Consider the following 24685-nt stretch of genomic DNA (forward strand, 5'->3'; position numbering starts at 1 on the left):
GGAGAGCGGTCGTCTTCTTGCGTGCGATCGGACAGATCGGGCGGATCGGAAGCCGGCGTCGGGGCGCTTTGCCCTTTACGCGTTACGCGTTGCCGGACGATGGTGGCGTGCCCGGCGCGGGCGTCGCGGAATTCGACTTGGATGCATCCTTCGATGCACTCGCGGTATCGGACTTCGCGCCGGAATCAGTGGCGGCGCCTTCGGTTTTCGCGCCTTCGCCGCCTGCGCTGCTGCCGTCCGCTTTGTTGCCGTCCGCTTTGTTGCCGTCCGACTTCTCCGCGTTCGGCGCAGCAGCTTTGCCGCCGCTATTGCCGCCACGGAAATCCGTGACATACCAGCCGGAACCCTTCAACTGGAAACCGGCGGCGGTCACCTGCTTGGCGAATGTTTCCTTCCCGCACTCGGGACATTGGGTGAGTGGCGCGTCGCTCAGCTTCTGGAGTACGTCTTTTCCGAAGCCGCAGGACTCGCAGCGGTACGCGTAGATCGGCATGGCCCTCTTCCTACAATAATCTGTCGACGCTTGCAAAGCCTTGAATTATAGCCGCAAACCATTTACGGCCCGCGATTTTCGGGGCGTCGGGGCATGCGGGCGGACTCCTAGATGCGGTCCGTCTGGCTGCAATTCAAGGCAAAAAAGTTCACGCGCGTCGTCGCCAGGTCAGCCAGCGTTCGCGCCCGGCAAATACCGCGATCGACCCCGACACCTCGTGCTCCCCGACCAGTTCGAAGTGCGGACTCAGCATGGCGTCGAGCGCCTCGCGGTCGATGCCGAACGGCGGACCTTTCGGCGTCGCGCCCAGAAAGAAAAAGCCGCCGAGCAGCGCGCCGGGACGCAGCAGCGCGGCCATGCGCACCGCATAGTCCGGCCAGCGATCCGGCGGCAACGCGCAGAGAAATGCACGCTCGTACACCCAGTCGACCGGGAACGGAGGCTGATAGGCGAAAAAGTCGGCTTGCTCGACGACGTCCGCATGGTCGCCGAGTTGGGTACGTGCCGCCGCGACGGCGCTCGGCGAGAAATCGATCGCCTTGACCGGCCAGCCAGCTTGCGCGAGCCACAACGCTTCATACGCGCTGCCGCAGCCGGGAATCAGCACGTTGCACGGCGCACGCCCGGCGACGAACGCTTGAAACGCGTCGGGCACGCCCGCCTGGTCCCACGGTGTGAAACGCTGATCGAAGCGCTCGTTCCAGAATTCCGGTGAATTGGGATCGCGCGCCTGGAATTCCGGCGCACCGGGAAAGGTCGGATCGCTCATGCCGTTCAACTCCCGTAGGCGTAGGTAAGCCAGAACTGCGCGATGACCACGCCCGCGCCCACCGCCAGTCCGAAAATCAGCAAGGCCTGCAGCAGCCGGTTCGTCTTCTTCTGCTCGACGAGGATCATGCGCATCAGTTCGTCGTTGCCGGGACGCGGCAGGTCGTGGCGCTCGGCGAGCAGGTGATGAATCAGGCGCGGCAACTGCGGCAGGGTCTTGCTCCACTGCGGCGCTTCCATCTGCAGCCGCTCGTACCAGCCGCGCCACCCGATCTGCTCGTTCATCCAGCGTTCCAGATACGGCTTCGCGGTTTTCCACAGATCGAGCTCGGGATCGAGCGACCGGCCGAGCCCTTCCACGTTCAGCATCGTTTTTTGCAGCAGCACCAGTTGCGGCTGGATTTCGACGTTGAAGCGGCGCGACGTCGAAAAGAGCCGCAAGAGCACCTGCCCGAGCGAAATATCCTTCAGCGCGCGGTCGAAATAGGGCTCGCAAACCGCGCGGATCGCGCTCTCCAGTTCCTCGACGCGCGTGTTCTCCGGCACCCAGCCTGACTCCAGGTGCAGCGTCGCGACCCGGTGATAGTCGCGCTTGAAGAACGCCAGGAAATTCTGCGCCAGGTAGTTCTTGTCGAAGTCCGACAGCGCGCCGACGATTCCGAAATCGAGCGCGATATAGCGTCCGAAATGCGCCGGATCGAGGCTCACCTGGATGTTCCCCGGATGCATGTCGGCGTGGAAAAAGCCGTCGCGGAAGACCTGCGTGAAGAAGATCTCGACGCCTTCGCGCGCGAGCTTCGGAATATCGACGCCGGCGGCCCGCAGCGTTTCCACCTGGCTGATCGGCACGCCGACCATCCGTTCCATCACGAGCACGCTAGGCGCGGAGAGGTCCCAATACATCTCGGGCACGAGCAGCAGATCGAGCCCCGCGAAATTTCGGCGCAACTGGCTGCCGTTCGCGGCCTCGCGCATCAGGTCGAGCTCGTCGTGCAGGTATTTGTCGAATTCCGCGACCACTTCGCGGGGCTTCAGGCGCCGTCCGTCGGCCCAGAGACGTTCCGCCCAGATCGCGATGTCGCGCAGCAGCGCCAGGTCGGAATCGATGACGGGCAGCATGCCCGGCCGCAACACCTTCACCGCGACGTCCTTGCCCGCATGCACGCCCGAGCGGATCTTCGCGAAGTGGACCTGCGCGATCGACGCGCTCGCCACCGGCACGCGCTCGAAGTCGTTGAAGAGGACGTCGATCGGCGCGCCCAGCGATTTCTCGACGATCGCGATCGCAACCGCCGAATCGAACGGTGGCACCTGATCCTGAAGCTTCGCGAGTTCATCCGCGATGTCGACCGGCAAGAGATCGCGGCGCGTGGACAGCACCTGCCCGAACTTGACGAAAATCGGCCCGAGACTTTCTAGCGCGAGCCGCAATCGAATGCCGCGCGGCACCTCGAACTTGCGGCCGAACGTCGTGATGCGCATCAGGAAGCGCACGCGGCGATCGTCGATGCCGCTCAACACCAGTTCGTCGAGCCCGAAACGGACAATCGTGAAGAATATCTTGAGGAAACGCAGAAAACGCATGGTTCAGCCCATTACTTGCGCGTGCCGCGCGACATTGCGGCGGCGCCGAACGCGGACGCGCCACGGGCTTCAGCTGTTGGTTCGGAACCTGCGATCCGCTCGATGCGCTCGACGCGCTTTTCGACGCGCGCGAGTGCATCGCGGGCGTGCGACAGGTCGGCGTTGAAGGCGTCGAGCGCACTGCGACGCACGAGTTGCGGTTGTTCGTCCAGCAGGAATTCGGCGACCGCATCGAGCAGATTGCGGCCCGTGCGAAGCGCCTGTTCATGCGCCGTGCGCACGACAGCGCCGATACGGTGTGCCGGCGCGTCACCGATCACGCGCGCGAGATCTTCCTCCGGTTCCCAGCGCAGATGCTCGGCGAGCTTCGCGATGGTCGTCGCGAATTCCGCATCGCCTTCTATCTTCACGTGCTTCATCACCGCGGCCTGGCCGCCTTGCAGGAACGCCGGGAGCGCGTCGCGCGGGACCGAGACGGTGACGTCGAAACGTTGCGCTTCGGCTTCGTCGGTGGCTGCGATGAGCCCGTCCGGCTGCACGACGAGCGCCAGAGCGAACGGCGCACAGGCAAGCCGGGCAGTCTTCCCGGCGTAGGGCTTGAAGCGCTCGCGGGCCCAGGACTCACGAGCGAGCAGATGATTGACGGCGGCCGCGAAGGCTTTCGACGCGGTCTTGACGGCTGGACTTGCGGAAATGCGGGCGGATTCGTCTGCGTTCGTCATCGGCTCTGAGATGAAAAAACCCGCGCAAGCGGTGGCTCGCGCGGGTTTCTATTCTACCTTCGCAACCGGCGATGCCGCCGGCCGCGCTGTGCGGACTGGCCAACCGGCCAATGCGTCAGGTCGACGTTCAACTAACCTGCTGGATGCCGGCCAGCAGCCAGCCTTCGTTGCCCGTCTTTTGCTTCGACAGGTTCCAGATCTCGACGAACGGCTCGGCCGACGCGCCTTCCGACTCGCGGATCAACCCGTGGAAGCGCACGCTCGCCAGATACTCCTGCCCGCGATCTTCGACGCCGAGAATGTCGGCGTTGAGCTGCACGACGTCGGTGCGGTTCGGCTGGCCGTTGCGCGCGTCGATGTCGAGCTTCACTTCGGCGAACATCTCGGGCGTCGTGAATTCGCGGATGTCGTTCACGTTGCCGCGATCCCACGCGTCCTGCAGACGCACGAAGTACACCTTCGCGTTGCGCAGGAACGATTCGCTGTCGAAACCGGCCGGCACGACCGGTTGCGGCGCGACGTCGGTCGTGCTCGCGGCGCTTTGCGGGATATAACCACCCGAGGCCGGCGCCGAGTAGCTCGGCTCCTGATTCAAGGTGCGAGCGGAGCCGCCGAACGGCGAACCGGCGCCTGCGCCGGCTCCAGCAGCAGCGTATGCCGGCGTATTGGCATTGGCGGCGTTGCGCCTGCGCATGATGAAGCGGAACAGCAGCACGGCAGCGCCGACGATCAGCGCGATCATGATGATGTTGGCCATCGCTCCGGCGAACGCGCCGCCGAGGCCGAAGTGCGACAGCAACGCCGCGATGCCGAGGCCGGCGGCCAGACCGGCGATCGGCCCGAGCCAGCGGTTGCGCGCCGGCTGCGCGGCGGGCGCGGCAGGAGCGGGAGCCGGCTGGGCGCGTTGCGCCTGTGCGGCCTGACCTGGCTGCATCGACTGCGAAGGCGGCGTCGCCTGATTCTGCTGCGTTGCGGTCGCGGACTGGCGGCCCATGCTGCGGCCGCCGCCCATGCGCCTTGCCTCTGCGTCGTCAGACATGACGGCGCCGGCCATGATTACGCCAGCCAGCGCCAGGAGCCCGGCTTTCCTGAAAAGAGACTTCAGGAAACCCCGAGACTGGGGTGAGCGCGAATCGGACATTTCGAATCCTTTAAGAAGAGTGGAACACTAAAATTTGGTCCCGACGTGTAACGCTACCACGCCACCTGACAAATTGTAATATTCGACTCGATCCAGGCCGGCTTGTTCCATCATCGTCTTTAAAGTTTCCTGGTCCGGATGCATCCGGATGGATTCCGCCAGGTAACGATAACTGTCGGCATCTTTGGCAAATTTATCACCAAGCCACGGTAAAACCTTGAAACTGTAGATATCGTAGGCTTTCTTCAGTGGGTCCCAAACCTTCGAAAACTCCAGCACCAGCAATCGGCCGCCCGGCTTCAAAACCCGCTGCATCTCCGTCAACGCACCATCTTTGTGCGTCATATTACGAAGTCCAAAGGCAACTGTAATCACATCGAAATAATTATTGGGGAAAGGAATCTGTTCTGCGTCGCACAAGAGCGCGGGCGTGATCACGCCATTGTTGAGCAGCCGGTCACGCCCGACGCGCAGCATCGATTCGTTGATATCCGTATGCCAGACCTCGCCCGTTTCGCCGGCCTGCCTGGCGAAGGCCATCGCCAGATCGCCCGTTCCGCCTGCGATGTCGAGCACCTTGGAACCTGGACGCACCGCCGCCCGCCCGATCGTGAACATCTTCCACACGCGATGCAGCCCGCCCGACATCAGGTCGTTCATCAGGTCGTAGTTGCTCGCGACAGAGTGGAACACGCCCGCCACTTTCTTCGCCTTGTCCTGCTCGTCGACCGTTTCGAAACCGAAGTGGGTCTTGCTCATCGCGTTCGTCCTCGCCTGTTATTCGTTGTGTGCGTTGTGTGCGTTGTGTGCCCGCGCCCGGAGCGCCAGCCGATGCGGCAAAACGCCGCGATGTCGTGATGGCCCCGAACCCGCTCAATGACAGTGGCCGCCGGACGCTTTCGCCGCCATCGGCGCGTCGCGATCGACGCCCGCTGCTTCAAGTCTGGCGAGATAGTCGCGCCAGAGCTCATCCTGACGCACCGCCAGGTTGTACAGGATGTCCCACGAATAAATGCCGGTATTGTGGCCGTCGGAGAAATTCAGTTGCAGCGCGTAGTGGCCGACCGGCTCGACAGCGATCAACGTCACATCGCGCTTGCCGGTCTGCAGCGTTTCCTGGCCGGGGCCGTGCCCCTGCACTTCCGCCGACGGCGAATAAACGCGCAGCAGTTCGAACGGAATGCGATACGTCTCGTCGCTGGCGTACTGCAATTCCAGCGCGCGGGATTTCGAATGAACGACGATCCCGGTCGGGATCGGCGTTTGGGGAGTGAGTCCGCTCATGATGAGCCTTGATCGGTAGGGGTCTAGTTCCGGCCGAACGCGTGATCGAGTTCGATGCACACCGCTTCGCGCAGCAACGTGGCCTGAGCGCGCCACTTCGACAGTTGCGCCTCGGGCACCGAACGCTGCCGCGGCGCCCAAATGGGCAGAGGAAAGCGCGAATCGTTCGAGCGGCGCGGGATGATGTGCCAATGGACGTGCGGCACCTGATTGCCGAGGCTCGCGAGATTCACCTTCGCCGGCGACAGCACGCGCCGCATCGCGCGCTCGACGCCGTTCACGGCCGTCATCACCTTCATGCGCGACGGATCGGCGAGATCGGACATCTCGGCGACGTGCGCATTCCAGATCACACGACACAGGCCCGGCCAGTCGGGCTCGTCGGCGAGGACGACACGCAACGTGTCGTCCGACCATAAAACCTCGCCGCCGTCTTCACGGCAAAACACACAGTCCATCATCTTCCTCTAGCGAAACAAACATCGATTTCGCTATTACACCAGCACGCGCTCGATACCGCCATCGTTCGCGCGCGCGACGTACTCCGCCATCCAGTTCTCGCCGAGCACCTTGCGCGCGATTTCGACGACGATGTAGTCCGCCTCGATGTTCGCATCTTCGTTATAGCGCGCCAGGCCTTGCAGGCACGACGGGCAGCTCGTGAGGATCTTGACGTCGGTGCCGTTCGACTGCGGGCCGTCGCCGGCCTTGAGGACGGAAGCGCCCGCCGGGCTCGCCAGGCCCGGCGCCGCCGCGTTCGCCGGATCGACGCCGTTCGCCCCGGCCTCAGCGAGAACCGGGATGTCGCGCAGCTTGGCCGCGCCCTTGCGAATTTCCTCTTCCTTGCGAAAACGCACTTGCGTCGAAATGTCCGGCCGCGTGACGGCGAGCGTGCCCGACTCGCCGCAGCAGCGATCATTTTTTTCAATCTTGTAGCCGTCGTTCTTCGAGCCCATCAGTTCGTTCACGAGCTTGACCGGGTCCATGGTCTTGATCGGCGAATGGCACGGGTCGTGATACATGTAGCGCGTGCCCTTCGCGCCCTCCAGCCTGATGTTCTTTTCGAGCAGGAATTCGTGGATGTCGATGATCCGGCAGCCCGGAAAGATCTTCTCGAATTCATAGCCGGCGAGCTGGTCGTAGCAGGTGCCGCACGACACGACCACCGTCTTGATATCGAGATAGTTCAGCGTGTTCGCGACGCGATGGAACAGCACGCGATTGTCGGTGACAATCTGTTCGGCCTTGTCGTACTGGCCGGAGCCGCGCTGCGGATAGCCGCAGCAGAGATAACCCGGCGGCAACACCGTCTGCACGCCCGCTTCCCAGAGCATGGCCTGCGTCGCGAGGCCGACTTGCGAGAACAGCCGCTCCGATCCGCAACCCGGGAAATAGAACACGGCTTCCGAATCGACGGTCGTCGACTTCGGATTGCGGATGATCGGCACGATCTTGTTGTCTTCGATGTCGAGCAGCGCGCGCGCCGTCTTCTTCGGCAAATTGCCCGGCATCTTCTTGTTCATGAAGTGGATCACCTGCGTGACGACCGGCGGCTTGCCGACGGTCGCCGGCGGATGCGCCGTCTGCTTCTTCGCGAACTTCTTCAGCAGGTCGTTGCCGAGGCGCTGCGCCTTGTAGCCGACGCCCATCATCGCGGTGCGCGCAATGTTGATCGTCTGCGGATTGGTCGCGTTGAGGAAGAACATGCCGGCCGCGTTGCCCGGGTTGAACTTCTTCTTGCCCATCTTGCGCAGCAGGTTGCGCATGTTCATCGTCACGTCGCCGAAATCGATCTTCACCGGGCACGGCGTCACGCATTTGTGACAGACGGTGCAGTGATCGGCGACGTCGTTGAATTCGTCCCAGTGCTTGATCGACACGCCGCGGCGCGTCTGCTCTTCATACAGGAACGCCTCGATCAAGAGCGACGTGGCGAGAATCTTGTTGCGCGGGCTGTACAGCAGGTTCGCGCGCGGCACGTGGGTCGCGCAGACCGGCTTGCACTTGCCGCAGCGCAGGCAGTCCTTGATCGAATCGGAGATCGCGCCGATGTCGCTCTGCTGCATGATCAGCGACTCGTAGCCCATCAAGCCGAAGCTCGGCGTGTACGCGTTACGCAGATCGGCACCGGCGAGCAGCTTGCCCGCGTTGAAGCGCCCGTTAGGATCGACGCGCTGCTTGTACGCGCGGAATTCGCTGATTTCGTCTTCGGTCAGGAATTCCAGCTTCGTGATGCCGATGCCGTGCTCGCCGGAGATCACGCCGTCGAGCGAACGCGCGAGCTTCATGATCCGCGCGACCGCGCGATGTGCGTCCTGCAGCATCTCGTAGTTGTCGGAGTTGACGGGAATGTTCGTGTGGACGTTGCCGTCGCCCGCGTGCATGTGCAGCGCGACGAACACACGCCCGCGCAGCACCTGCTTGTGGATGTTCTGCGCTTCGTCGAGGATCGGCTTGAACTCGCCGCCGTTGAAAATCTGGCGCAGTTCCGCGCGGATTTCCTGCTTCCACGAGATGCGCACGGTGCGGTCCTGCGCGACGTGGAACACGTTCGCGCCCGGCTGCACATCGACGCGATCCGCGAATTTCTCCGCCAGCGACTCGTAGCCGAGACCGACCATATAGTGCTGCGCCTCGCGCAACGACATGTCGAGCTTGTCGCCGACAAAGGTCCAGCGCGCCTTCACGCGCTTCAACAGATCGAGCGCCTGCTGCACGCGGTCTTCGAGCAGTTCGGCGCTGGGGATTTCGTTGGCGTCGTCGCTTTTTCCGAGCGGCAGCTTGCCGGTCTTGAAGAACGCTTCGAGCGCATCGACGAGTTGCAGCTTGTTCTTGATCGACAGTTCGATGTTGATGCGCTCGATGCCGTCCGTGTACTCGCCCATGCGATTGAGCGGAATCACGACGTCTTCGTTGATCTTGAACGCGTTCGTGTGCTTCGCGATCGCGGCCGTGCGCGAGCGGTCAAGCCAGAAGCGCTTCCTCGCCTCGGCGTTCACCGCGACGAAGCCTTCGCCGCTCTTGCCGTTCGCCATCCGCACGACTTCCGACGTGGCATGCGCGACGGCATCGGCATCGTCGCCGACGATATCGCCGATCAGCACCATCTTCGGAAACGCGTTGCGCTTGCTTTTCGTCGCGTAGCCGACCGCGCGCAGATAGCGCTCGTCAAGGTGTTCGAGGCCGGCGAGAATCGCGCCGCCCTGCTTCGACGTCTCGAACAGGTAATCCTTGATTTCGACGATGCTCGGAATCGCATCGCGCGCCTGCCCGAAGAATTCGAGGCAGACCGTGCGCGTGTGCGCGGGCATCTTGTGCAAAATCCAGCGCGCCGACGTGATCAGCCCGTCGCAGCCTTCCTTCTGCACGCCCGGCAGCCCCGACAGGAACTTGTCGGTCACGTCCTTGCCGAGCCCTTCCTTGCGGAACGTCTTGCCTTCGATATCGAGCGATTCCGTGCGCAAGAGCTTTTCGCCCGGCGCACGCGTGCCATCGAACCAGTCGAGACGGAACCGCGCGACCGGAATGTCGTGGATCTTGCCGCAGTTGTGCTCCAGCCGCGTGACTTCGAGCCAGTTGCCTTCCGGATCGACCATGCGCCACCACGCGAGGTTGTCGAGCGCCGTGCCCCATAGCACGGCCTTCTTGCCGCCCGCGTTCATCGCGACATTGCCGCCGACGCACGACGCGTCGAGCGAAGTCGGATCGACGGCGAAGACGAAGCCCGCCTGTTCCGCCGCTTCGGTCACGCGGCGCGTGACGACGCCCGCGCCCGAAAAAATCGTCGCGACCTTGTGATCGACGCCCGGCAGGTCCGTCATCTCGACCGGACCGAGCTGTTCGAGCTTTTCGGTGTTGATGACGGCGGAGAACGGCGTGAGCGGAATCGCGCCGCCGGTGTAGCCGGTGCCGCCGCCGCGCGGAATCACGGTCAGCCCGAGTTCGAAGCACGCCTTGATGAGCCCGGCGATTTCCTGCTCGGTGTCCGGCGTCAGCACGACGAACGGATATTCGACGCGCCAGTCGGTGGCATCGGTGACGTGCGACACGCGCGACAATCCGTCGAACTTGATGTTGTCCTTCTGCGTGCACTTGCCGAGCACCTTCGACGCGCGCCGGCGCAACTCCGCCATGCGGCCGAATTCGTCGGCGAAATCGTCGACCGCGCGGCGCGCTGCCGACACCAGGATCTCGACGCGTTTCGCCCGATCGTGCCCGGCCGTATCGCCGTGTTCGGACAGATCGTCCTTGCGGCGCTTTTCGATCTCGTGCAGCCGATGGTTCAGCGCCTCGACAAGCAGTGCGCGGCGCTTCGGGTTGTCGAGCAAATCGTCCTGCAAATAGGGATTGCGGCGCACGACCCAGATGTCGCCGAGCACTTCGTACAGCATGCGCGCCGAGCGGCCGGTGCGGCGCTCGTTGCGCAGGACGTCGAGCGCGGCCCAGGCTTCATCGCCGAGCAGCCGCATCACGATTTCACGATCGGAAAAGGACGTGTAGTTATAGGGAATTTCGCGCAGGCGTGGTTCGAGATCGAGCGCCGCAGCGGCGGCGGCGCCATTCGGATCGAAGGCTTGGGGTGCGTTCATGTTCGACGGTTCGGTGAGCCGGCGCATTCGCCAAGGAAGGCGCAATGCCCGACGATGCGCGTGGGGGCGCAAATTTTCGAGGGAGACTTGTTTTTGAGAAGGCGGCCGGTCATCGGGCCATCGAGCGGATGAGCAGCCTCATGAGCCGCGCCGCGCCTTCGAGATGCCAGGAATCAGCGCCACGATCGCGCATGACGCGCATGCCGCGCATGCCGCTCAGCCGCGGGATGAGACTCGCGGGGGACATGCGTCAAAAAACCGATCCGAGGCTGCCGTTGCATCTTCCGATCCAGATTCGAAAAGAGAATTCTAACCCATCGCGAAAATCGCCGTTCGCGGTGACTAGCGCGCCGAAGGGGCATTTGCCAGCCGGTTTTCGCCGTATTTCCGTCACTTTTTGCATGTGCTATCGACGACCGGCCGGTCGGTAAAAGCGACTCGCGGCCGATGCACGGGACGTTGGCGCTATCATTGACGTTTTCGCTCTCAAAAATAGCGCGCAGTCGCTCTGCGTGACCTTCCCCGCATGGCACACCCCGATTACCTGAAAAAAGTCCTGACCGCCCGCGTCTACGATGTCGCGCGCGAAAGCGAACTCGAACCGGCCCGCAATCTTTCGGCACGCCTCTCCAATTCGGTCTATCTGAAGCGCGAGGACAACCAGCCGGTGTTCTCGTTCAAGATTCGCGGCGCCTACAACAAGATGGCGAACCTGCCCGCCGAGGTGCTCGCGCGCGGCGTGATCACGGCGTCGGCGGGCAATCACGCGCAGGGCGTGGCGTTTTCGGCGGCGCGGCTCGGCTGCCGCGCGGTGATCGCGATTCCGACCACCACGCCGCAGGTCAAGATCGATGCCGTGCGCGCTCACGGCGGGCCGACAGTCGAAGTGGTGCTCGCCGGCGAGTCGTACAGCGACGCTTATGCCCATGCGCTCCAACTTCAGGAAGAGCGCGGCCTCACCTTCGTGCACCCGTTCGACGACCCCGACGTGATCGCGGGCCAGGGCACCGTCGCGATGGAAATCCTGCGCCAGCACCAGGGGCCGATTCACGCGATCTTCGTGCCGATCGGCGGCGGCGGGCTGGCGGCGGGCGTCGCGGCTTATGTGAAAGCCGTGCGCCCCGAGATCAAGGTGATCGGCGTGCAGACCGAGGATTCCTGCGCGATGGCGCAGTCGATCAAGGCCGGCGAGCGCGTCACGTTGCCGGAAGTCGGCCTGTTCTCGGATGGCACGGCGGTGAAACTCGTCGGCGAGGAAACGTTCCGGCTGTGCCGCGAACTGCTGGACGAAGTCGTCACCGTCGACACCGACGCGCTCTGCGCCGCGATCAAGGACGTCTTCCAGGACACCCGCAGCGTGCTGGAACCGGCCGGCTCGCTCGCCGTCGCGGGTGCGAAACTGTATGCGGAACGCGAGGGCATCGAGGGCAAGACGCTCGTCGCCGTGACGTCGGGCGCGAACATGAATTTCGACCGGATGCGCTTCGTCGCCGAGCGCGCCGAAGTCGGCGAGGCGCGCGAAGCCGTGTTCGCCGTGACGATCCCCGAAGAACGCGGCAGCTTCCGGCGCTTCTGCGAACTCGTCGGCACGCGCAGCGTGACCGAGTTCAACTACCGCATCGCCGATGCCAACGCCGCGCACATCTTCGTCGGCGTGCAGATCAAGACCCGCAGCGAAGCGGCGCAGATGCAGAACGCGTTCGTCGAGCACGGTTTCGCGACCGTCGACTTGTCGCACGACGAGCTTTCGAAGCAGCACATCCGCTATATGGTCGGCGGCCGTTCGCCGCTCGCCCGCGACGAACGCCTCTTGCGCTTCGAGTTTCCCGAGCGGCCGGGCGCGCTGATGAAATTCCTGTCGTCGATGGCGCCGAACTGGAACATCAGCCTGTTTCATTATCGGAACCAGGGGGCGGATTACAGCTCGATTCTCGTCGGCATTCAGGTGCCGTCGGCGGAAAACGCCGAATTCGAGCGCTTTCTCACGACGCTCGGCTATCCGTATTGGGACGAAGGCACGAATCCGGTCTACAAGCTGTTCCTGGCCTGACTCGCGATGCCAGCATTCACGCTCGAAGACAAGCTCGTCGTCGCGATTTCGTCGCGGGCGCTGTTCGACTTCGAAGAAGAGAACGAGGTCTACGAGACCGGCGATCTCTCCAAGTACGAAGCGCTGCAGCGCTCGCGGCTGAACGTGCCGGCCAAGCCGGGCGTCGCGTTCGGGCTGATTCGCAAGCTGCTGGCGTTGAACACGGGCGCGCAGCATGTCGAAGTCGTGATCCTGTCGCGCAGCGATCCGATCAGCGGCTTGCGCGCGTTCAGTTCGTGTCGCGAGCATGGACTCGCGATTGAGCGCGGCGTGTTCACGCGGGGGCGCCCTCCGTTTGCTTATCTGAAGCCGTTCCGCGCGTCGCTGTTTTTGTCGGCAAATCCGGACGACGTGCGCGCCGCCCTCGACGCCGGCTTTCCCGCCGCGCGCGTACTGCCAGAGGCGCCGCGTGCCGCGAACCAGTATCCTGACGAAATCCGCATCGCTTTCGACGGCGATGCCGTGTTGTTTTCTGACGAAGCCGAGCGGGTGTTTCAAGAACAGGGGCTGCCCGCATTCGTTGAGCACGAAACGACCAAGAAGCATTCGCCACTCGCGGGCGGGCCTTTGAAGCCGTTGCTTGAGACACTACACAAGCTGCAAAAAATCGCCGATGACGCCGCGCCGATGCACATCCGCACCGCGCTCGTCACCGCGCGTTCCGCTCCCGCGCACGAGCGCGCGATCCGGACGCTGATGGCCTGGAACATCGAAATCGACGAAGCGATGTTCCTCGGCGGACTCGACAAAGGCGCGTTCCTGCGTGAGTTCGAACCCGATTTCTTCTTCGACGACCAAATTCGCCACTGCGAATCGGCCCGCGTCGTGACCGCGACCGGGCACGTGCTGAGTGGCATATCGAACGCATCATGACACCCGACCAATCTCCGCTCGGCAAGGCCGTCGTCTACACCGAACAGTACGATCCGATGCTGCTGTTCCCGATCGAACGCAAGAGCGCGCGCGATGCGATCGGCATCGGGGCGCGGCTGCCGTTTTTCGGCACGGATATCTGGAATGCGTATGAGTTGTCGTGGCTGAACCGGCGCGGGAAACCGCAGATCGCGGTCGCGACTTTTTTCGTGCCGGCGGAATCGCCGAATATCGTCGAGTCGAAGTCGTTCAAGCTTTATTTAGGCTCGTTCGCGCAGACGGCTTTCGATTCCATCGATGACGTGCGTGCGGCAATCAAGCGCGATGTGTCGGCGATTTGCGGGGTGAATGTTTCGGTGCAACTGGCAGGGCCCGCGGATTTCGGCAAGCTCGCGATGGAGGAATTCGACGGGTTGTCGCTGGATCGGCTGGATCTGGATACTGACGTTTATTCGCCCGATCCTTCGTTACTCAAAGCGGTTCATGATGAAGCGCCGGTCGATGAGACGCTGTTTTCGAACTTGTTGAAATCGAATTGTCCAGTGACCGGGCAGCCGGATTGGGGCAGTGTGCAGATTCGCTATTACGGCGGACAAATCGATCATGCGGGTTTGCTGCGGTATATCGTTTCTTATCGGGAACATACCGGGTTTCATGAACAATGCGTCGAGCGGATTTTCATGGATATCATGCGGGAATGTCGGCCTGAACGGCTTGCGGTTTATGCGCGGTATACGCGGCGCGGTGGGCTGGATATCAATCCGTTTAGGACGAATTTCAATTTGCCGATGCCGGATAATGCGCGGCTGGCGCGGCAGTAAATGGACTCTATATCAGCATTACCCGGCTCCGGGTAATGCTGATAATGCCAGACAAGGCAGCAAACGTCAGCCGCCCGCCTTCTTATAAGCCACGCAATCCACCTCGACCTTGCAATCAATCACCATCGAAGAAACCACGCAAGCGCGCGCCGGCGGATTTTCTCCGAAATACTCCTTGAACACCTTGTTAAACGAAGCGAAATCCCGCGGATCATCCAGCCAGACGCCGCACCGAACCACATGCTCCGCGCCATACCCCGCTTCCTTCAAAATCGCGAAGACATTCTGAATGCACTTGTGCGATTGCTCGACAATCCCGCCATTGATCACTTCGCCATTTTCCATCGGCGTCTGGCCCGAAACGAACAGCCATCCATCCGCTTCGACCGCCCGTGCAAACGGCATATGCGCGCCGCCCTGACCTTTCCCGCCTTCCACACCATATCGCTTCATCGCTAAACTCCTTTAAAGCTGAAAACTCGAAACTCAAAAAGCGCCGTCCGCATCCAGTCTGGATGCCGAACCGCGCGCCACGAATTGCCCCGCACGCTCGCCGGTCACCGCCCGCTCGCTGTACGTCAAAACCCCGTTCACCCACACGGCATCGATGCCATCCGCCGGCTGCTGCGGGTCGTCGAACGTTGCTGTGTCGCGGACTTTTTCCGCGTCGAACAGCACCAGGTCCGCGTGATAGCCCACCTTCACCTCGCCGCGCTCCGCCAGACCGAAGCGCCGCGCCGACAAGCTCGTCATCTTGCGCACTGCTTCCTCCAGCGAAATCAGCGCCGTATCGCGTGCGTAATGCCCGAGCACGCGCGGAAAAGCGCCCCACAAGCGCGGATGCGGCAGCGGATCGTTCGGCAAGCCGTCCGAGCCGACCATCGTCGCGGGATGCGAGAGAATGCGCCGCACGTCGTCCTCCGACATGTTGTGATACACCGCGCCCGCCGGCTGCAGGCGCTTGCCCGCTTCCTGCTGGCTCACGCCCCACTCGGCCGCGACCTCCCTGATCAGCTTGCCCGCCATCTCGGGATGCGGCTCCGACCACGTGATCGTGATGTCGATGTCGCCGGTCACTTGCTTCAGGTCGAGCGTCGACGAACTGCGGTTGTACGGATAGCAGTCGCAGCCGACCGGCTGTCCATCGCGCGTTTGGTCCAGCGACTTCAGCACCTCGACGCTGCGTCCCCAGTTCGACGGCCCCGCGCACTTCAGATGCGAAATCACGACCGGCACGCGCGCATGGCGGCCGACCTGATACGCCTCGTCCATCGCTTCGAGGATCGCGTCGAATTCGGTGCGCATGTGGGTCGTATAGAGCGCGCCCGCCTTCGACAACGGCTCGGCCAGCGCCTTCACCTCTTCCGGCGGCGCGCTGAACGCGGACCCGTAGGCGAGTCCGCTGCTCAAGCCGAGCGCGCCGTTATCGAGCGCTTCCTCGAGTTGCGCGCGCATGCCTTCGACTTCCGATGGCGTCGCCGCGCGGTCCAGCCGATCCATATGATTATTCCGCAACGCGGTATGCCCGATCAGCGCGCCGACGTTCACCGCCGGCCGCACCTCGTTGACCGCTTCGACATAAGAGGCGAACGTCGGATAGAGGAACGCACCGGCATCGCCGAGCAGGTTCATCGGGTCGGGCGGCTCGCCATTGAGCGTCACCGGCGACACGCTGATGCCGCAATTGCCGACGATCACCGTCGTCACGCCTTGCGTCAGCTTCGGCAGCATCTGCGGCGAGCGGATCACGTGGGTGTCGTCGTGCGTGTGGACGTCGATGAAACCCGGCGCGAGCACGCGTCCTGCTGCTTCGACGATTGCGTCGGCGGTCCAGCCGGCAAGGCCGCCCGGCGGCGTGATCGCGACGATCCGGCCGTCGCGGATGGCGACGTCGCGATCGACCGCCGGCGCGCCGGTCCCGTCGATCAGGCGCGCGCCGACGATCAGCGTATCGGCCGCTTCCGTGCCGGTTTGCGGTTGCGAATCCATGTTCAGTCTCCCAGGGGTTGACGCTCGCCGCCGCCCCGATGCGCATCGAGTGCGTGTTTCATGCGGCGCAGCAGTTCGCGGCTGTGGCTCGCCTGCTTGACGGCGAGTTCGGTGACGAGCAGGTCGAGCGCCATCATCATCGCGTAACGCGATGACGACGGTTTGTAGATGAAATCGGTTTCGATCGCGATGATCGGGATCAGCCAGTCGGCGAGTTGCGCGAGCGGTGACGCAGGCGCCGTCAGCGCGATCACGCGGGCGCCGTATTCACGCGCGAGACGGCAGCTTTCGACCATCTCCGGCGTCTGGCCGGTCACCGAAAGCGCGACCACGACGTGCTCCCTGGAAAGCGTCGCCGCCACCATGCGCTGCAGCAAGCCGTCCTGGTACGACGCCACCGGCCGCCCCAGCCGCACGAGCCTGAAGCGCATCTCGTCGGAAAGCGCGGTGGAACCGCCGCCCATGCCGAACACGTAGATCATCGAGGCTTGCCCGAGCGCATCGGCCGCCGCTTCGATCGGCGCCGAACGCAGCGCGCCCTGGTTGTGGGCGAGCGTCGTCTGCACTTCCTCGAAGATGCGGGTGGCGAGCGAGTCAGGCAGGTCGTCGGGTTCGCGCTTCAGGAAACGCTGGCCGACCGCCGCCGCCTGCGCGAGCCGCAACTTCAGTTCGCGCACGTCGTCGCAGCCGACCGCCTTCGCGAACCGCGTCACGGTCGCGATGCTCACTTCCGCCTTCTCCGCGAGCGCGCCGATGCTCGCGCGCGACGCGCCGGTGAGATCGTCGAGAATCAGCGCCGCCACCTTGCGTTCGGCCGAGCGCAGGTCGGGCGCGCGCTCGGCAATCCGGGCGACGATGTCGAAACCGAGCGGTTCGATGGACGCGTTCATTGGGGTTTCTACGGCTTGGTACTAAATAACAATTTATCACGCATCGTACTTTCGGTACCATGTGGTCGTCAACCTTGGCGCCAGTTAAGTATCGACAGAACTCTATTTAAACGAACGATGGAGTGCAGGACATGAAAGTTACAAACTATCAAAGCGCGGCAATCGACCCGTTCGGCAAGGGTCTCGGCATGGTCCCGGGCACGGGCATCCAGCTTGGTGACGCGGGGCGTCTCGAATGGAATCTGCTCGACGAGGACGTGAGCCTGCCGGCCGCCGTGCTGTACGCCGACCGCATCGAGTACAACCTGAAGTGGATGCAGGCGTTCGTCGCGGAATACGGCGTGAAGCTCGCGCCGCACGGCAAGACGACGATGGCGCCGCAGTTGTTCCGCCGCCAGCTCGAAGCCGGCGCGTGGGGCATTACGCTCGCGACCGCGCATCAGGTGCGCGCGGCGTATCGCGGCGGCGTGCATCGCGTGCTGCTCGCCAACCAGCTGGTCGGCAAGCGCAACATGGGCATGATCGCGGAACTGCTGACCGATCCGAATTTCGAGTTCTTCTGCCTGGTCGATTCAGCGGATGGCGTCGATCTGCTCGGCGCGTTCTTCAGTGACGTCAAGAAGCAGTTGAACGTGCTGATCGAACTCGGCGTGCCGGGCGGGCGCACCGGCGTGCGCGACGACGCGCAACGCGAAGCCGTTCTCGCGGCGATCGCCCGCTGGCCGGGCACGATTCATCTGGCGGGCGTGGAGTTGTACGAAGGCGTGTTGCAGGACGAATCGAAGGTGCGCGAATTCCTGCAAAGCGCGGTGGCGATCACGCGCGCGCTCGTGACCGAAGGGAAGATCACGCGCAAGCCGGCGATTCTGTCAGGCGCGGGCTCGGCATGGTACGACGTGGTCGCCGACGAATTCGCGAAGGCGAACAGCGACGTGATCGAAGTCGTGCTGCGCCCGGGTTGCTATCTGACGCACGACGTCGGCATCTACAAGAAGGCGCAGAACGAGATTTTCGCGCGCAATCCGATCGCGAAGAAAATGGGGCAAGGACTGAAGCCGGCGCTGCAATTGTGGGCGTATGTGCAGTCGATTCCGGAGCCGGATCGCGCGATCATCGGCCTGGGCAAGCGCGATTCCGCGTTCGATGCCGGCATGCCTGAGCCGGCGCGGCACTATCGGCCGGGCACGGAGGCACCGCGCGACGTCTCCGCCGCCGACGGCTGGGAAATCTTCGGCCTGATGGACCAGCATGCGTATCTGCGGATCAAGCCGGGCGACGATGTGAAGGTCGGCGACATGATCGCGTTCGACATCTCCCATCCGTGCCTGACCTTCGACAAATGGCGTCAGGTGCTGGTCGTCGATCCGAAGTTCCGCGTGACGGAAGTGATCGAGACGTTCTTCTAGACGTCGTCGTTCGGGGTGGCGTTGGCGGCGGCGCTCGACGCCGTCACGTCCTGGATGCGCTGCTCCAGCATCCGCAGCGCGCCGGACAACGCCGCGATCGCATCGTCCGGGAGCGAGGCCATCGTGTCGTGCAGGAACGCGTTCCTGCGCGGCAGGCCGGCTTCGGTGGCTGCGCGGCCTTGCTCCGTCAACACCACGTTGGAAATCCGGTTGTCGCGCGGATCGACGCTGCGCGCGATCCACCCGAGCGCCTCGAGCGCCTTCAACTGGCGCGTGAGCGCGCCCGGATCGACACGCAGGCGCTCGACCAGCTTCTTCTGCGACAACTCGCCCGCGTGCTCGTGCAGCGCGAGCAGAATGCGCCAGCGCGGCATCGGCTGCCCGACCTGCGTTTCGAACGCCGACATGAACGCCCGGTACGTGCGCCCGAACTGCTGCACGACGGCGATGCGGTCCTGTTCTTCCATGCTCTCTTCCCTGCGATTCATTCGGCCATGATCGTCGGTTCGACGTGGCCTTTGAGGCGAACCGGCGGCACGCGCCGCGACTGCCACAGCGCGATCACCGCGACGACCGCGGCCAGCGCAAGCCCGATGTGAATCGCGGCGACGAGCGCCTCGCGGGCCGCTTCCAGCAGCAGCGCGCCGTTGTGCCCGGCCGCTCCGAGTTGCGACAGCAGCGTGCCCTGCGCTTCGCGATTGATCAGGATTTGCGGATCCGAGAGATCGGCGAACCAGTGGGTCGCGTGGTCCTTCTCCAGCGCGAGCTGAACGCCGCTCGCGTAAAGGTGCGTGACGAGCGTGCCGGTCAGCGCCGTGCCGATCATCCCGCCGATCATGCGCAGCGATTGCAGCAGCGCCGTCGCGATACCGAGATGCTGGCGGCCCGCCGTCTGCTGCGCGAAAACCGTCAGGTTCGGCATCACGAAGCCGAGTCCGAGTCCGCCGATCAGCATGAACGTCATCAGCACGGGACGCGGCATCGCGCGCGTGGCGATCACGACGCCAAGGCACGCCAGCACGAGCAGCGCAAAGCCGACGTAGAGCATCGCATTCGGATTCTTCACCCGCGTGACGATGCGCCCGTTCGCGATACTGCCGATCGTGATGAACACCACGAGCGGCGTGATCATCAGCCCGGCGTCCTTCGGCGACATGCCGAAACCGCCCTGGAACAGAAGCGGCGCGTAGAAAAGCAGCGAAAACATCGTGAAGCCGCCAAGAATCGCGAGCGTGAAGAGCGCGGCGAGACTCTTGTTGCGGAACATGTCGATAGGAAGAATCGCGTAATCGCAGCGTTTTTCCCACACCCACAGCGCGACCGAACTCGCGATGCTCGCGACGATCAGCGTGATCGTCTCGGCGTTCAGGCCTTGCTTTGGCACGGTCTCGACGAACATCTGCAGCGAACCGAGCGCAACCGCGATCAGTGCGGCGCCGGGCCAGTCGAGCCGCATCTTGCCTTCATGCGCGACGTGCCGAAGATGCGGCAGGAAGCGCCAGACGAAGAACAGCGACAATGCGCCGACCGGCAGATTCACATAGAACACCGACCGCCAGCCGTAATACTGGGTGAGAAACCCGCCGAGCGACGGCCCGACCGCGTTCGCGATGCCGAACGCCGAACTGATCAGGACCTGCCAGCGCAGGCGCACGACGTTGTCGGGGAACAGGTCGGCGATGCAGGCGAACGCGGTGCCGACGAGCATCCCGCCGCCGATGCCCTGCAACCCGCGCGCGAGCACGAGGAACATCATGCTGTTGGCGAGGCCGCACAGCGCCGACGCCACCGTGAACACGACGATCGATGCAATCACGAACGGTTTGCGTCCGTAGTAATCGCCAAGGCGGCCGAAAATGGGTACGGTGATGACGGAGGTCAGCAGATACGAGGTGGCGACCCACGCGTAGAGGTCGAAGCCCTTGAGTTCGGCGACGATGGTCGGCAGCGCCGTGCCGACGACAGTCTGGTCGAGCGCGACCAGCATCGTCACAAACGATATGCCGAGCATCGCCATCAGCGATTCGCGGAACGGAAGGACCTGGGAGCTGGAGTGCTGCGCGGCTGTATGAACGGCCATTTTTGCTACCGCAATGATTGACAAGTCAACGGAAATTGAATTTTAGCATGTGAAAAGGCGCTAATCTGTTCACCAATCCACTCTTTCACGTTTTTCAAGACGCCAAAATGGAACCCACGCCAATCGTCACCACGCCCCTTTCCACCGATGATCTCGAAGCGCTTCGCCACGCGAAGGAAGCGCTCGAAAGTCCGTCGCTGACGATGAAGCTGGCGGGTGTCGTCGGCGCGCCGATCGAAAAGCTGATGGCGAAGATGCCGAACGTCGCGCAGGAAAAGATCGACGAGGCCACGCAGGTCGCGCTGAAGAAATGCCTCCAGTTGGCGCTGCGCACGCTCGGCAAGACGGGGCCGCACGACTCGCTGATGGCGCCGCCGCCCGACAAGCCGCACAACCTGATGCACAAACTCGCGGTCGCGACGACCGGCGCCGCGGGCGGCGCGTTCGGCCTGTTCGCGCTGCCGGTCGAATTGCCCGTCACGACCACGCTGATGTTCCGCTCGATCTGCGACATCGCCCGCAGCGAGGGCGAGGACATCCACCGCATCGACACGCAATTGCAATGCATGATGGTGCTCGGCATGGGCGGCCCGACCAAAAGCGACGACGCCGCCGACATCGGCTATTTCATCGTGCGCGGCGCGCTGGCGCAGTCGGTGTCGCGCGCGACCAACGAGATCGCCGCGAAGGGCTTGAGCAGCCACGGATCGACGGCGCTCATCAAGTTCCTGCATACGGTGGCGTCGCGATTCTCGGTGCAGGTCAGCGAACAGGTCGCGGCCAAGTCGATTCCGGCCATCGGCGCGGTGCTCGGCGCGATGGTCAACACCGTGTTCATCGACCACTTCCAGCAAATGGCCCACGGCCATTTCACCGTGCGACGGCTGGAACGGCAATACGGCCAGTTGGCGATCGAGCGCGCGTATCAGACGATCGAGATTTCCGGCAGCCGCTGAGCCGTCGCGTTCGCCGTCGCGCCGCGGATGAAATCGGCGGCGCGGGCCACCGCACGGTTCGCCTCCGGCATGAACGGCGCGAACAACTGGAAGCCGTGCGGCACGTTCGGCCAGATCTCGAAGTCGACGATCACGCCGGCCGCACGCGCTTTTTCCGCGACGCGTGTGGCGTCGTCGAGCAAGACTTCCGTGTCGCCCACCTGGATCAGGAGCGGCGGCAAATCGTCGAAGCGGCCATAGAGCGGCGACGCGTAGGGATTCGTCGGGTCCGCGTCGCCCAGGTACACCTTCGCCGCGCGCGCGAGCGCCGCGCCGTGGAACATCGGGTCGCGGCCGTCGTTCGTCACGAGCGATCCGCCCGTCGACGCCAGGTCCGTCCACGGTGAAAACAGAACGGCGCACGCTGGCAGCGGGTAGGAGCCGTCGCGCAACGCAAGCAGCGTCGCGAGCGCGAGACCGCCGCCGGCGGAATCGCCAGCGATGGCGATCGACTGCGCGGGAACGCCGTCGGCAAGCAAGCGACGGTAGGCGGAGACGGCGTCGTCGAGCGCGCACGGAAAGCGGTGCTCCGGCGCCAGCCGATAGTCGAGGGAGAAGGTGCGCGCGTTCGCTTGCGTAGCGAGCGCAAAGACCACCGACCGGTGACTGCGCGGCGAGCAAAAGTAATAGCCGCCGCCGTGGAAGTAGAGGATCGTGGTTTGTCGCGGCTCGGCGTCGGCGGTGAGCCATTCGCCTCGCAGGGGAAAGTCGTTTGCGTCGTTGCGTTCGGTCAGGTGCCAGCCGGCCGGCAGCTTCGGCGTCCAGACGCGTCGTGCCGCGTACGCCCGCGCACGTGCAACATCGATCACGGGCTTCGCGGTCTCGGGCCGCAACCGGCGACGCACGATCCAGCAAGCCAGCGCGCTTTGCCAACTCATTGTGGAATTCCAAGGTGTCGTGGCGCAGTCGGGCGATACGACATGAGTTCAGTTCGCCGGCATGACCTGTCCGCGAATCTCGCCAGATGGATTCTCAGCCGTGTGGATGTTGAAGTACCACTGGCCAGCCATCAGATCGGTGATCTGTTGATCGGTCAACGTGGCTTTTCCTTTCATCGGACTCGCGAGCACGCTTTTGTCGACAGGCACCTGCACCTTCGCGTTTTGTCCGACCGGCGCGGGTCCGTGGAAGTGCGCCATCGTGACCGGGCCTGAAAGCTCATCGTACGTCGCGGTCCAGGTCAGCATCTTGGTCGATGTGTCGAATTGCGCATCGAGGACGCCGTGGCCCTTGCTCACGCGAGGCGGCACTTCGCTCGACGGCTGCAGATTGGCCTTCAGGTCGACCGTATCGGCGAAGGATGCGGTGGTTGTCAACGCAGAAAGGAGCAGCGCAGTCGCCAAGGCGATGCGTGGTCTGATTATTGATGTCATCTTGCTCTCCTGGTGCCGGATGGCGCGTGTGTGTCTGTCTGTCGCTGGTCTTCCGGTCCATGGTAGTGCATTTGGGGCGAGATCGTTCTGGTTAGCGAGTTGACTACGCACGATGCAATGCGAAAGGGCACCTCGCGGTGCCCTTTCGCTTACTGCTTACAGATCAAGCCGCTTTAGAAGCGGTGACGGATACCCGTCGACACGACGACCTGGTTGCCGCTCGCAGACGAATTCACGCCATAGATGTTCGCACGGCCCTTGTCCGTCGCTTTCTGATACACGCCTTCCGCGTAGATGTCCGTGCGCTTCGACAGCAGGTAGTCGGCCTGCAGGCCCACCTGGTGGTAGTTGACTTTCTCGGACTGACCAAAGCCGTGCAGGTTCGCGCTGGTGTACGTGTATTCGCCGCCCAGCGCGAGAGCCGGCGTGAGGTTGTAGCGCGCGTTCAACTCGTAGTTGTTGAAGTTGGCATCGGCATCCGAAGCCAGGACATCGTCGAAACGGCTTTGCGTCCACACGCCGCCGAACGTCAGTGCGCCGGCCGAGTAGCTCGCGCCTACGCCGTACGTGCGCTGACGCTTCGTGCTGATCGTGCCTGCCGCGCCGATGTTACCGTTACCCGACCCGAGGTTCGCAGCGTTCGCTTCGGTGATTGCACCGCCCGCGTTGCCGTTCGCGCCCTGCGTCTGCAGGTAGGCTGCGGCAACCTTGAGCGGGCCGTTCGCGTACTGCATGCCGGCGCTATACGCACGGTTGGTCGCGAAGGCTTCCGAGTTGTTCGAGAAACCATACAGACCACCGAACGAGAAGCCGCCGTAGTTCGCGCTCTGGTACTTGATCGAGTTGTTGATACGGAACGAGTTGTCCGTGTTGTCGTTGTCGTACGGATGCGAGAAGAACGTGCCGCCCCAGCTGCCGTTAGCCGTCAACGGGCCGAGGTAGTCCACGACGGAGTCGTACTGACGGCCGAGCGTCACCGTGCCGAAACCGTTGGTCGTCAAACCGACGTAAGCCTGACGGCCAAACTGACGGCCGTCTTGACCGGCGCGGCCATTGGTAATGTCGAAGCCGTTCTCCAACGCGAAGATAGCCTTCATGCCGCCGCCGAGGTCTTCCTGACCACGCAGACCCCAACGGCTGCCTTGCAGGTTACCGCTCGACATGTCGAAGTTGGAAACCTGGCGATCCGGACCCGGGCCAGTATTCTGCACGTTGTTCACATAGGTGAACCCAGCATCGACAATCCCGTACAGCGTCACGCTGCTCTGCGCACTCGCGGCAGTCGCGAAAGAAGCGGATACGGCCGCCACAATCAGAGTCTTTTTCATGTGTGATCCTTTGAATGAGTCTCGCGACTCGATTGGTTGCTAAACGCGGCGCTGCTGCTCTTCGTCAAGGCTCTGAGCACCGCGCCTCCGGTTTGTCCGGACACCGTTATTCGGCAGCCCAAAGTTTATGGCGCGGCCGTTTAGGGCAACCACCAAAGGAAGCACAATAATCATTTCGAATAAGTCGAAAAATCCAATTTTGATACGGGGAAACACTGACTTCCCATAGGCTTACGTCTATCTCGAAATAACATCCGTAA

22 protein-coding genes are annotated in these 24685 nt (G+C 63.4%); 5 read left to right on the plus strand and 17 right to left on the minus strand.

Annotated elements, in window-relative coordinates:
- Positions 1-82: 82 nt before the first annotated feature.
- The 9 genes from AWB68_RS05475 to AWB68_RS05515 all read right to left on the minus strand — a co-directional run bounded on the left by AWB68_RS05475 (position 83) and on the right by AWB68_RS05515 (position 10581).
- Positions 83-493, minus strand: a complete 411-nt coding sequence (locus AWB68_RS05475; RefSeq protein ID WP_087643336.1) for an FmdB family zinc ribbon protein — start codon at positions 491-493, stop codon at positions 83-85.
- Positions 494-641: 148 nt separating this feature from the next.
- The gene (locus AWB68_RS05480) at positions 642-1262 is read right to left on the minus strand and encodes a methyltransferase domain-containing protein (RefSeq protein ID WP_087643337.1); all 621 of its coding nucleotides are present in this window, start codon (positions 1260-1262) and stop codon (positions 642-644) included.
- Positions 1263-1267: 5 nt separating this feature from the next.
- The gene (gene ubiB, locus AWB68_RS05485) at positions 1268-2845 is read right to left on the minus strand and encodes a ubiquinone biosynthesis regulatory protein kinase UbiB (protein WP_087643338.1); all 1578 of its coding nucleotides are present in this window, start codon (positions 2843-2845) and stop codon (positions 1268-1270) included.
- An 11-nt stretch (positions 2846-2856) separates the two neighbouring features.
- Entirely contained in the window at positions 2857-3567 is a 711-nt protein-coding gene (locus AWB68_RS05490) for a ubiquinone biosynthesis accessory factor UbiJ (RefSeq protein WP_087643339.1), read from the minus strand.
- A 127-nt stretch (positions 3568-3694) separates the two neighbouring features.
- Positions 3695-4708, minus strand: coding sequence for a Tim44 domain-containing protein (locus AWB68_RS05495; RefSeq protein ID WP_087643340.1), 1014 nt, complete (start codon positions 4706-4708; stop codon positions 3695-3697).
- 27 nt (positions 4709-4735) lie between these two features.
- Positions 4736-5467: a bifunctional demethylmenaquinone methyltransferase/2-methoxy-6-polyprenyl-1,4-benzoquinol methylase UbiE gene (gene ubiE, locus AWB68_RS05500; RefSeq protein WP_087643341.1), complete on the minus strand. Its 732-nt coding sequence runs from the start codon at positions 5465-5467 to the stop codon at positions 4736-4738.
- Between the two features lie 114 nt (positions 5468-5581).
- Positions 5582-5992, minus strand: a complete 411-nt coding sequence (locus tag AWB68_RS05505; protein WP_087643342.1) for a gamma-butyrobetaine hydroxylase family protein — start codon at positions 5990-5992, stop codon at positions 5582-5584.
- A 23-nt stretch (positions 5993-6015) separates the two neighbouring features.
- Positions 6016-6450 (minus strand): HIT family protein, encoded by a 435-nt coding sequence (locus AWB68_RS05510; protein WP_087643343.1) that lies wholly within the window; start codon positions 6448-6450, stop codon positions 6016-6018.
- Positions 6451-6486: 36 nt separating this feature from the next.
- Complete coding sequence (locus AWB68_RS05515; protein ID WP_087643422.1) at positions 6487-10581, minus strand: DUF3683 domain-containing protein; 4095 nt, start codon at positions 10579-10581, stop codon at positions 6487-6489.
- A 526-nt stretch (positions 10582-11107) separates the two neighbouring features.
- Between AWB68_RS05515 and ilvA the strand changes: the two genes are divergently transcribed.
- Genes ilvA through queF form a run of 3 tightly spaced genes read left to right on the plus strand, consistent with a single transcriptional unit; the run spans position 11108 to position 14364 of the window.
- Complete coding sequence (ilvA, locus tag AWB68_RS05520; RefSeq protein WP_087643344.1) at positions 11108-12631, plus strand: threonine ammonia-lyase, biosynthetic; 1524 nt, start codon at positions 11108-11110, stop codon at positions 12629-12631.
- A 6-nt stretch (positions 12632-12637) separates the two neighbouring features.
- Complete coding sequence (locus tag AWB68_RS05525) at positions 12638-13543, plus strand: 5'-nucleotidase (RefSeq protein ID WP_087643345.1); 906 nt, start codon at positions 12638-12640, stop codon at positions 13541-13543.
- Positions 13540-14364: an NADPH-dependent 7-cyano-7-deazaguanine reductase QueF gene (queF, locus tag AWB68_RS05530; RefSeq protein WP_087643346.1), complete on the plus strand. Its 825-nt coding sequence runs from the start codon at positions 13540-13542 to the stop codon at positions 14362-14364. The genes AWB68_RS05525 and queF overlap by 4 nt, the downstream gene beginning before the upstream one ends.
- 66 nt (positions 14365-14430) lie before the next feature.
- Here the strand turns inward: queF and AWB68_RS05535 are convergent, their stop codons facing one another.
- The 3 genes from AWB68_RS05535 to AWB68_RS05545 are packed head-to-tail and all read right to left on the minus strand — an operon-like array spanning position 14431 to position 17243.
- Entirely contained in the window at positions 14431-14817 is a 387-nt protein-coding gene (locus tag AWB68_RS05535; RefSeq protein ID WP_087643347.1) for a RidA family protein, read from the minus strand.
- Between the two features lie 33 nt (positions 14818-14850).
- Positions 14851-16353: an N-acyl-D-amino-acid deacylase family protein gene (locus AWB68_RS05540; protein WP_087643348.1), complete on the minus strand. Its 1503-nt coding sequence runs from the start codon at positions 16351-16353 to the stop codon at positions 14851-14853.
- A 2-nt stretch (positions 16354-16355) separates the two neighbouring features.
- The gene (locus tag AWB68_RS05545) at positions 16356-17243 is read right to left on the minus strand and encodes a MurR/RpiR family transcriptional regulator (RefSeq protein ID WP_087643349.1); all 888 of its coding nucleotides are present in this window, start codon (positions 17241-17243) and stop codon (positions 16356-16358) included.
- A 131-nt stretch (positions 17244-17374) separates the two neighbouring features.
- Between AWB68_RS05545 and AWB68_RS05550 the strand changes: the two genes are divergently transcribed.
- The gene (locus AWB68_RS05550; RefSeq protein ID WP_087643350.1) at positions 17375-18649 is read left to right on the plus strand and encodes an amino acid deaminase; all 1275 of its coding nucleotides are present in this window, start codon (positions 17375-17377) and stop codon (positions 18647-18649) included.
- Here AWB68_RS05550 and AWB68_RS05555 read toward each other — a convergent pair.
- Positions 18646-19116, minus strand: coding sequence for a MarR family winged helix-turn-helix transcriptional regulator (locus tag AWB68_RS05555; RefSeq protein WP_087643351.1), 471 nt, complete (start codon positions 19114-19116; stop codon positions 18646-18648). The two genes, AWB68_RS05550 and AWB68_RS05555, sit on opposite strands and share 4 nt — an antisense overlap.
- A 17-nt stretch (positions 19117-19133) precedes the next feature.
- Positions 19134-20729: an MDR family MFS transporter gene (locus AWB68_RS05560; RefSeq protein ID WP_087643352.1), complete on the minus strand. Its 1596-nt coding sequence runs from the start codon at positions 20727-20729 to the stop codon at positions 19134-19136.
- Between the two features lie 107 nt (positions 20730-20836).
- Between AWB68_RS05560 and AWB68_RS05565 the strand changes: the two genes are divergently transcribed.
- The gene (locus AWB68_RS05565; RefSeq protein WP_087643353.1) at positions 20837-21685 is read left to right on the plus strand and encodes an EcsC family protein; all 849 of its coding nucleotides are present in this window, start codon (positions 20837-20839) and stop codon (positions 21683-21685) included.
- Here AWB68_RS05565 and AWB68_RS05570 read toward each other — a convergent pair.
- From AWB68_RS05570 to AWB68_RS05580, 3 genes are all read right to left on the minus strand, one after another.
- Positions 21655-22602: an alpha/beta hydrolase gene (locus AWB68_RS05570; RefSeq protein ID WP_087643354.1), complete on the minus strand. Its 948-nt coding sequence runs from the start codon at positions 22600-22602 to the stop codon at positions 21655-21657. The genes AWB68_RS05565 and AWB68_RS05570 overlap by 31 nt on opposite strands.
- A gap of 48 nt (positions 22603-22650) precedes the next feature.
- Positions 22651-23097 carry a CHRD domain-containing protein gene (locus AWB68_RS05575; protein ID WP_087643355.1) on the minus strand — a complete coding sequence of 149 codons (447 nt, stop codon included), beginning with the start codon at positions 23095-23097 and terminating at the stop codon, positions 22651-22653.
- A 173-nt stretch (positions 23098-23270) separates the two neighbouring features.
- Positions 23271-24425: a porin gene (locus tag AWB68_RS05580; RefSeq protein ID WP_087643356.1), complete on the minus strand. Its 1155-nt coding sequence runs from the start codon at positions 24423-24425 to the stop codon at positions 23271-23273.
- Positions 24426-24685 lie beyond the last annotated feature (260 nt).

Origin of the sequence: Caballeronia choica, assembly GCF_001544535.1 — a bacterium.
GTDB lineage: Bacteria > Pseudomonadota > Gammaproteobacteria > Burkholderiales > Burkholderiaceae > Caballeronia > Caballeronia choica.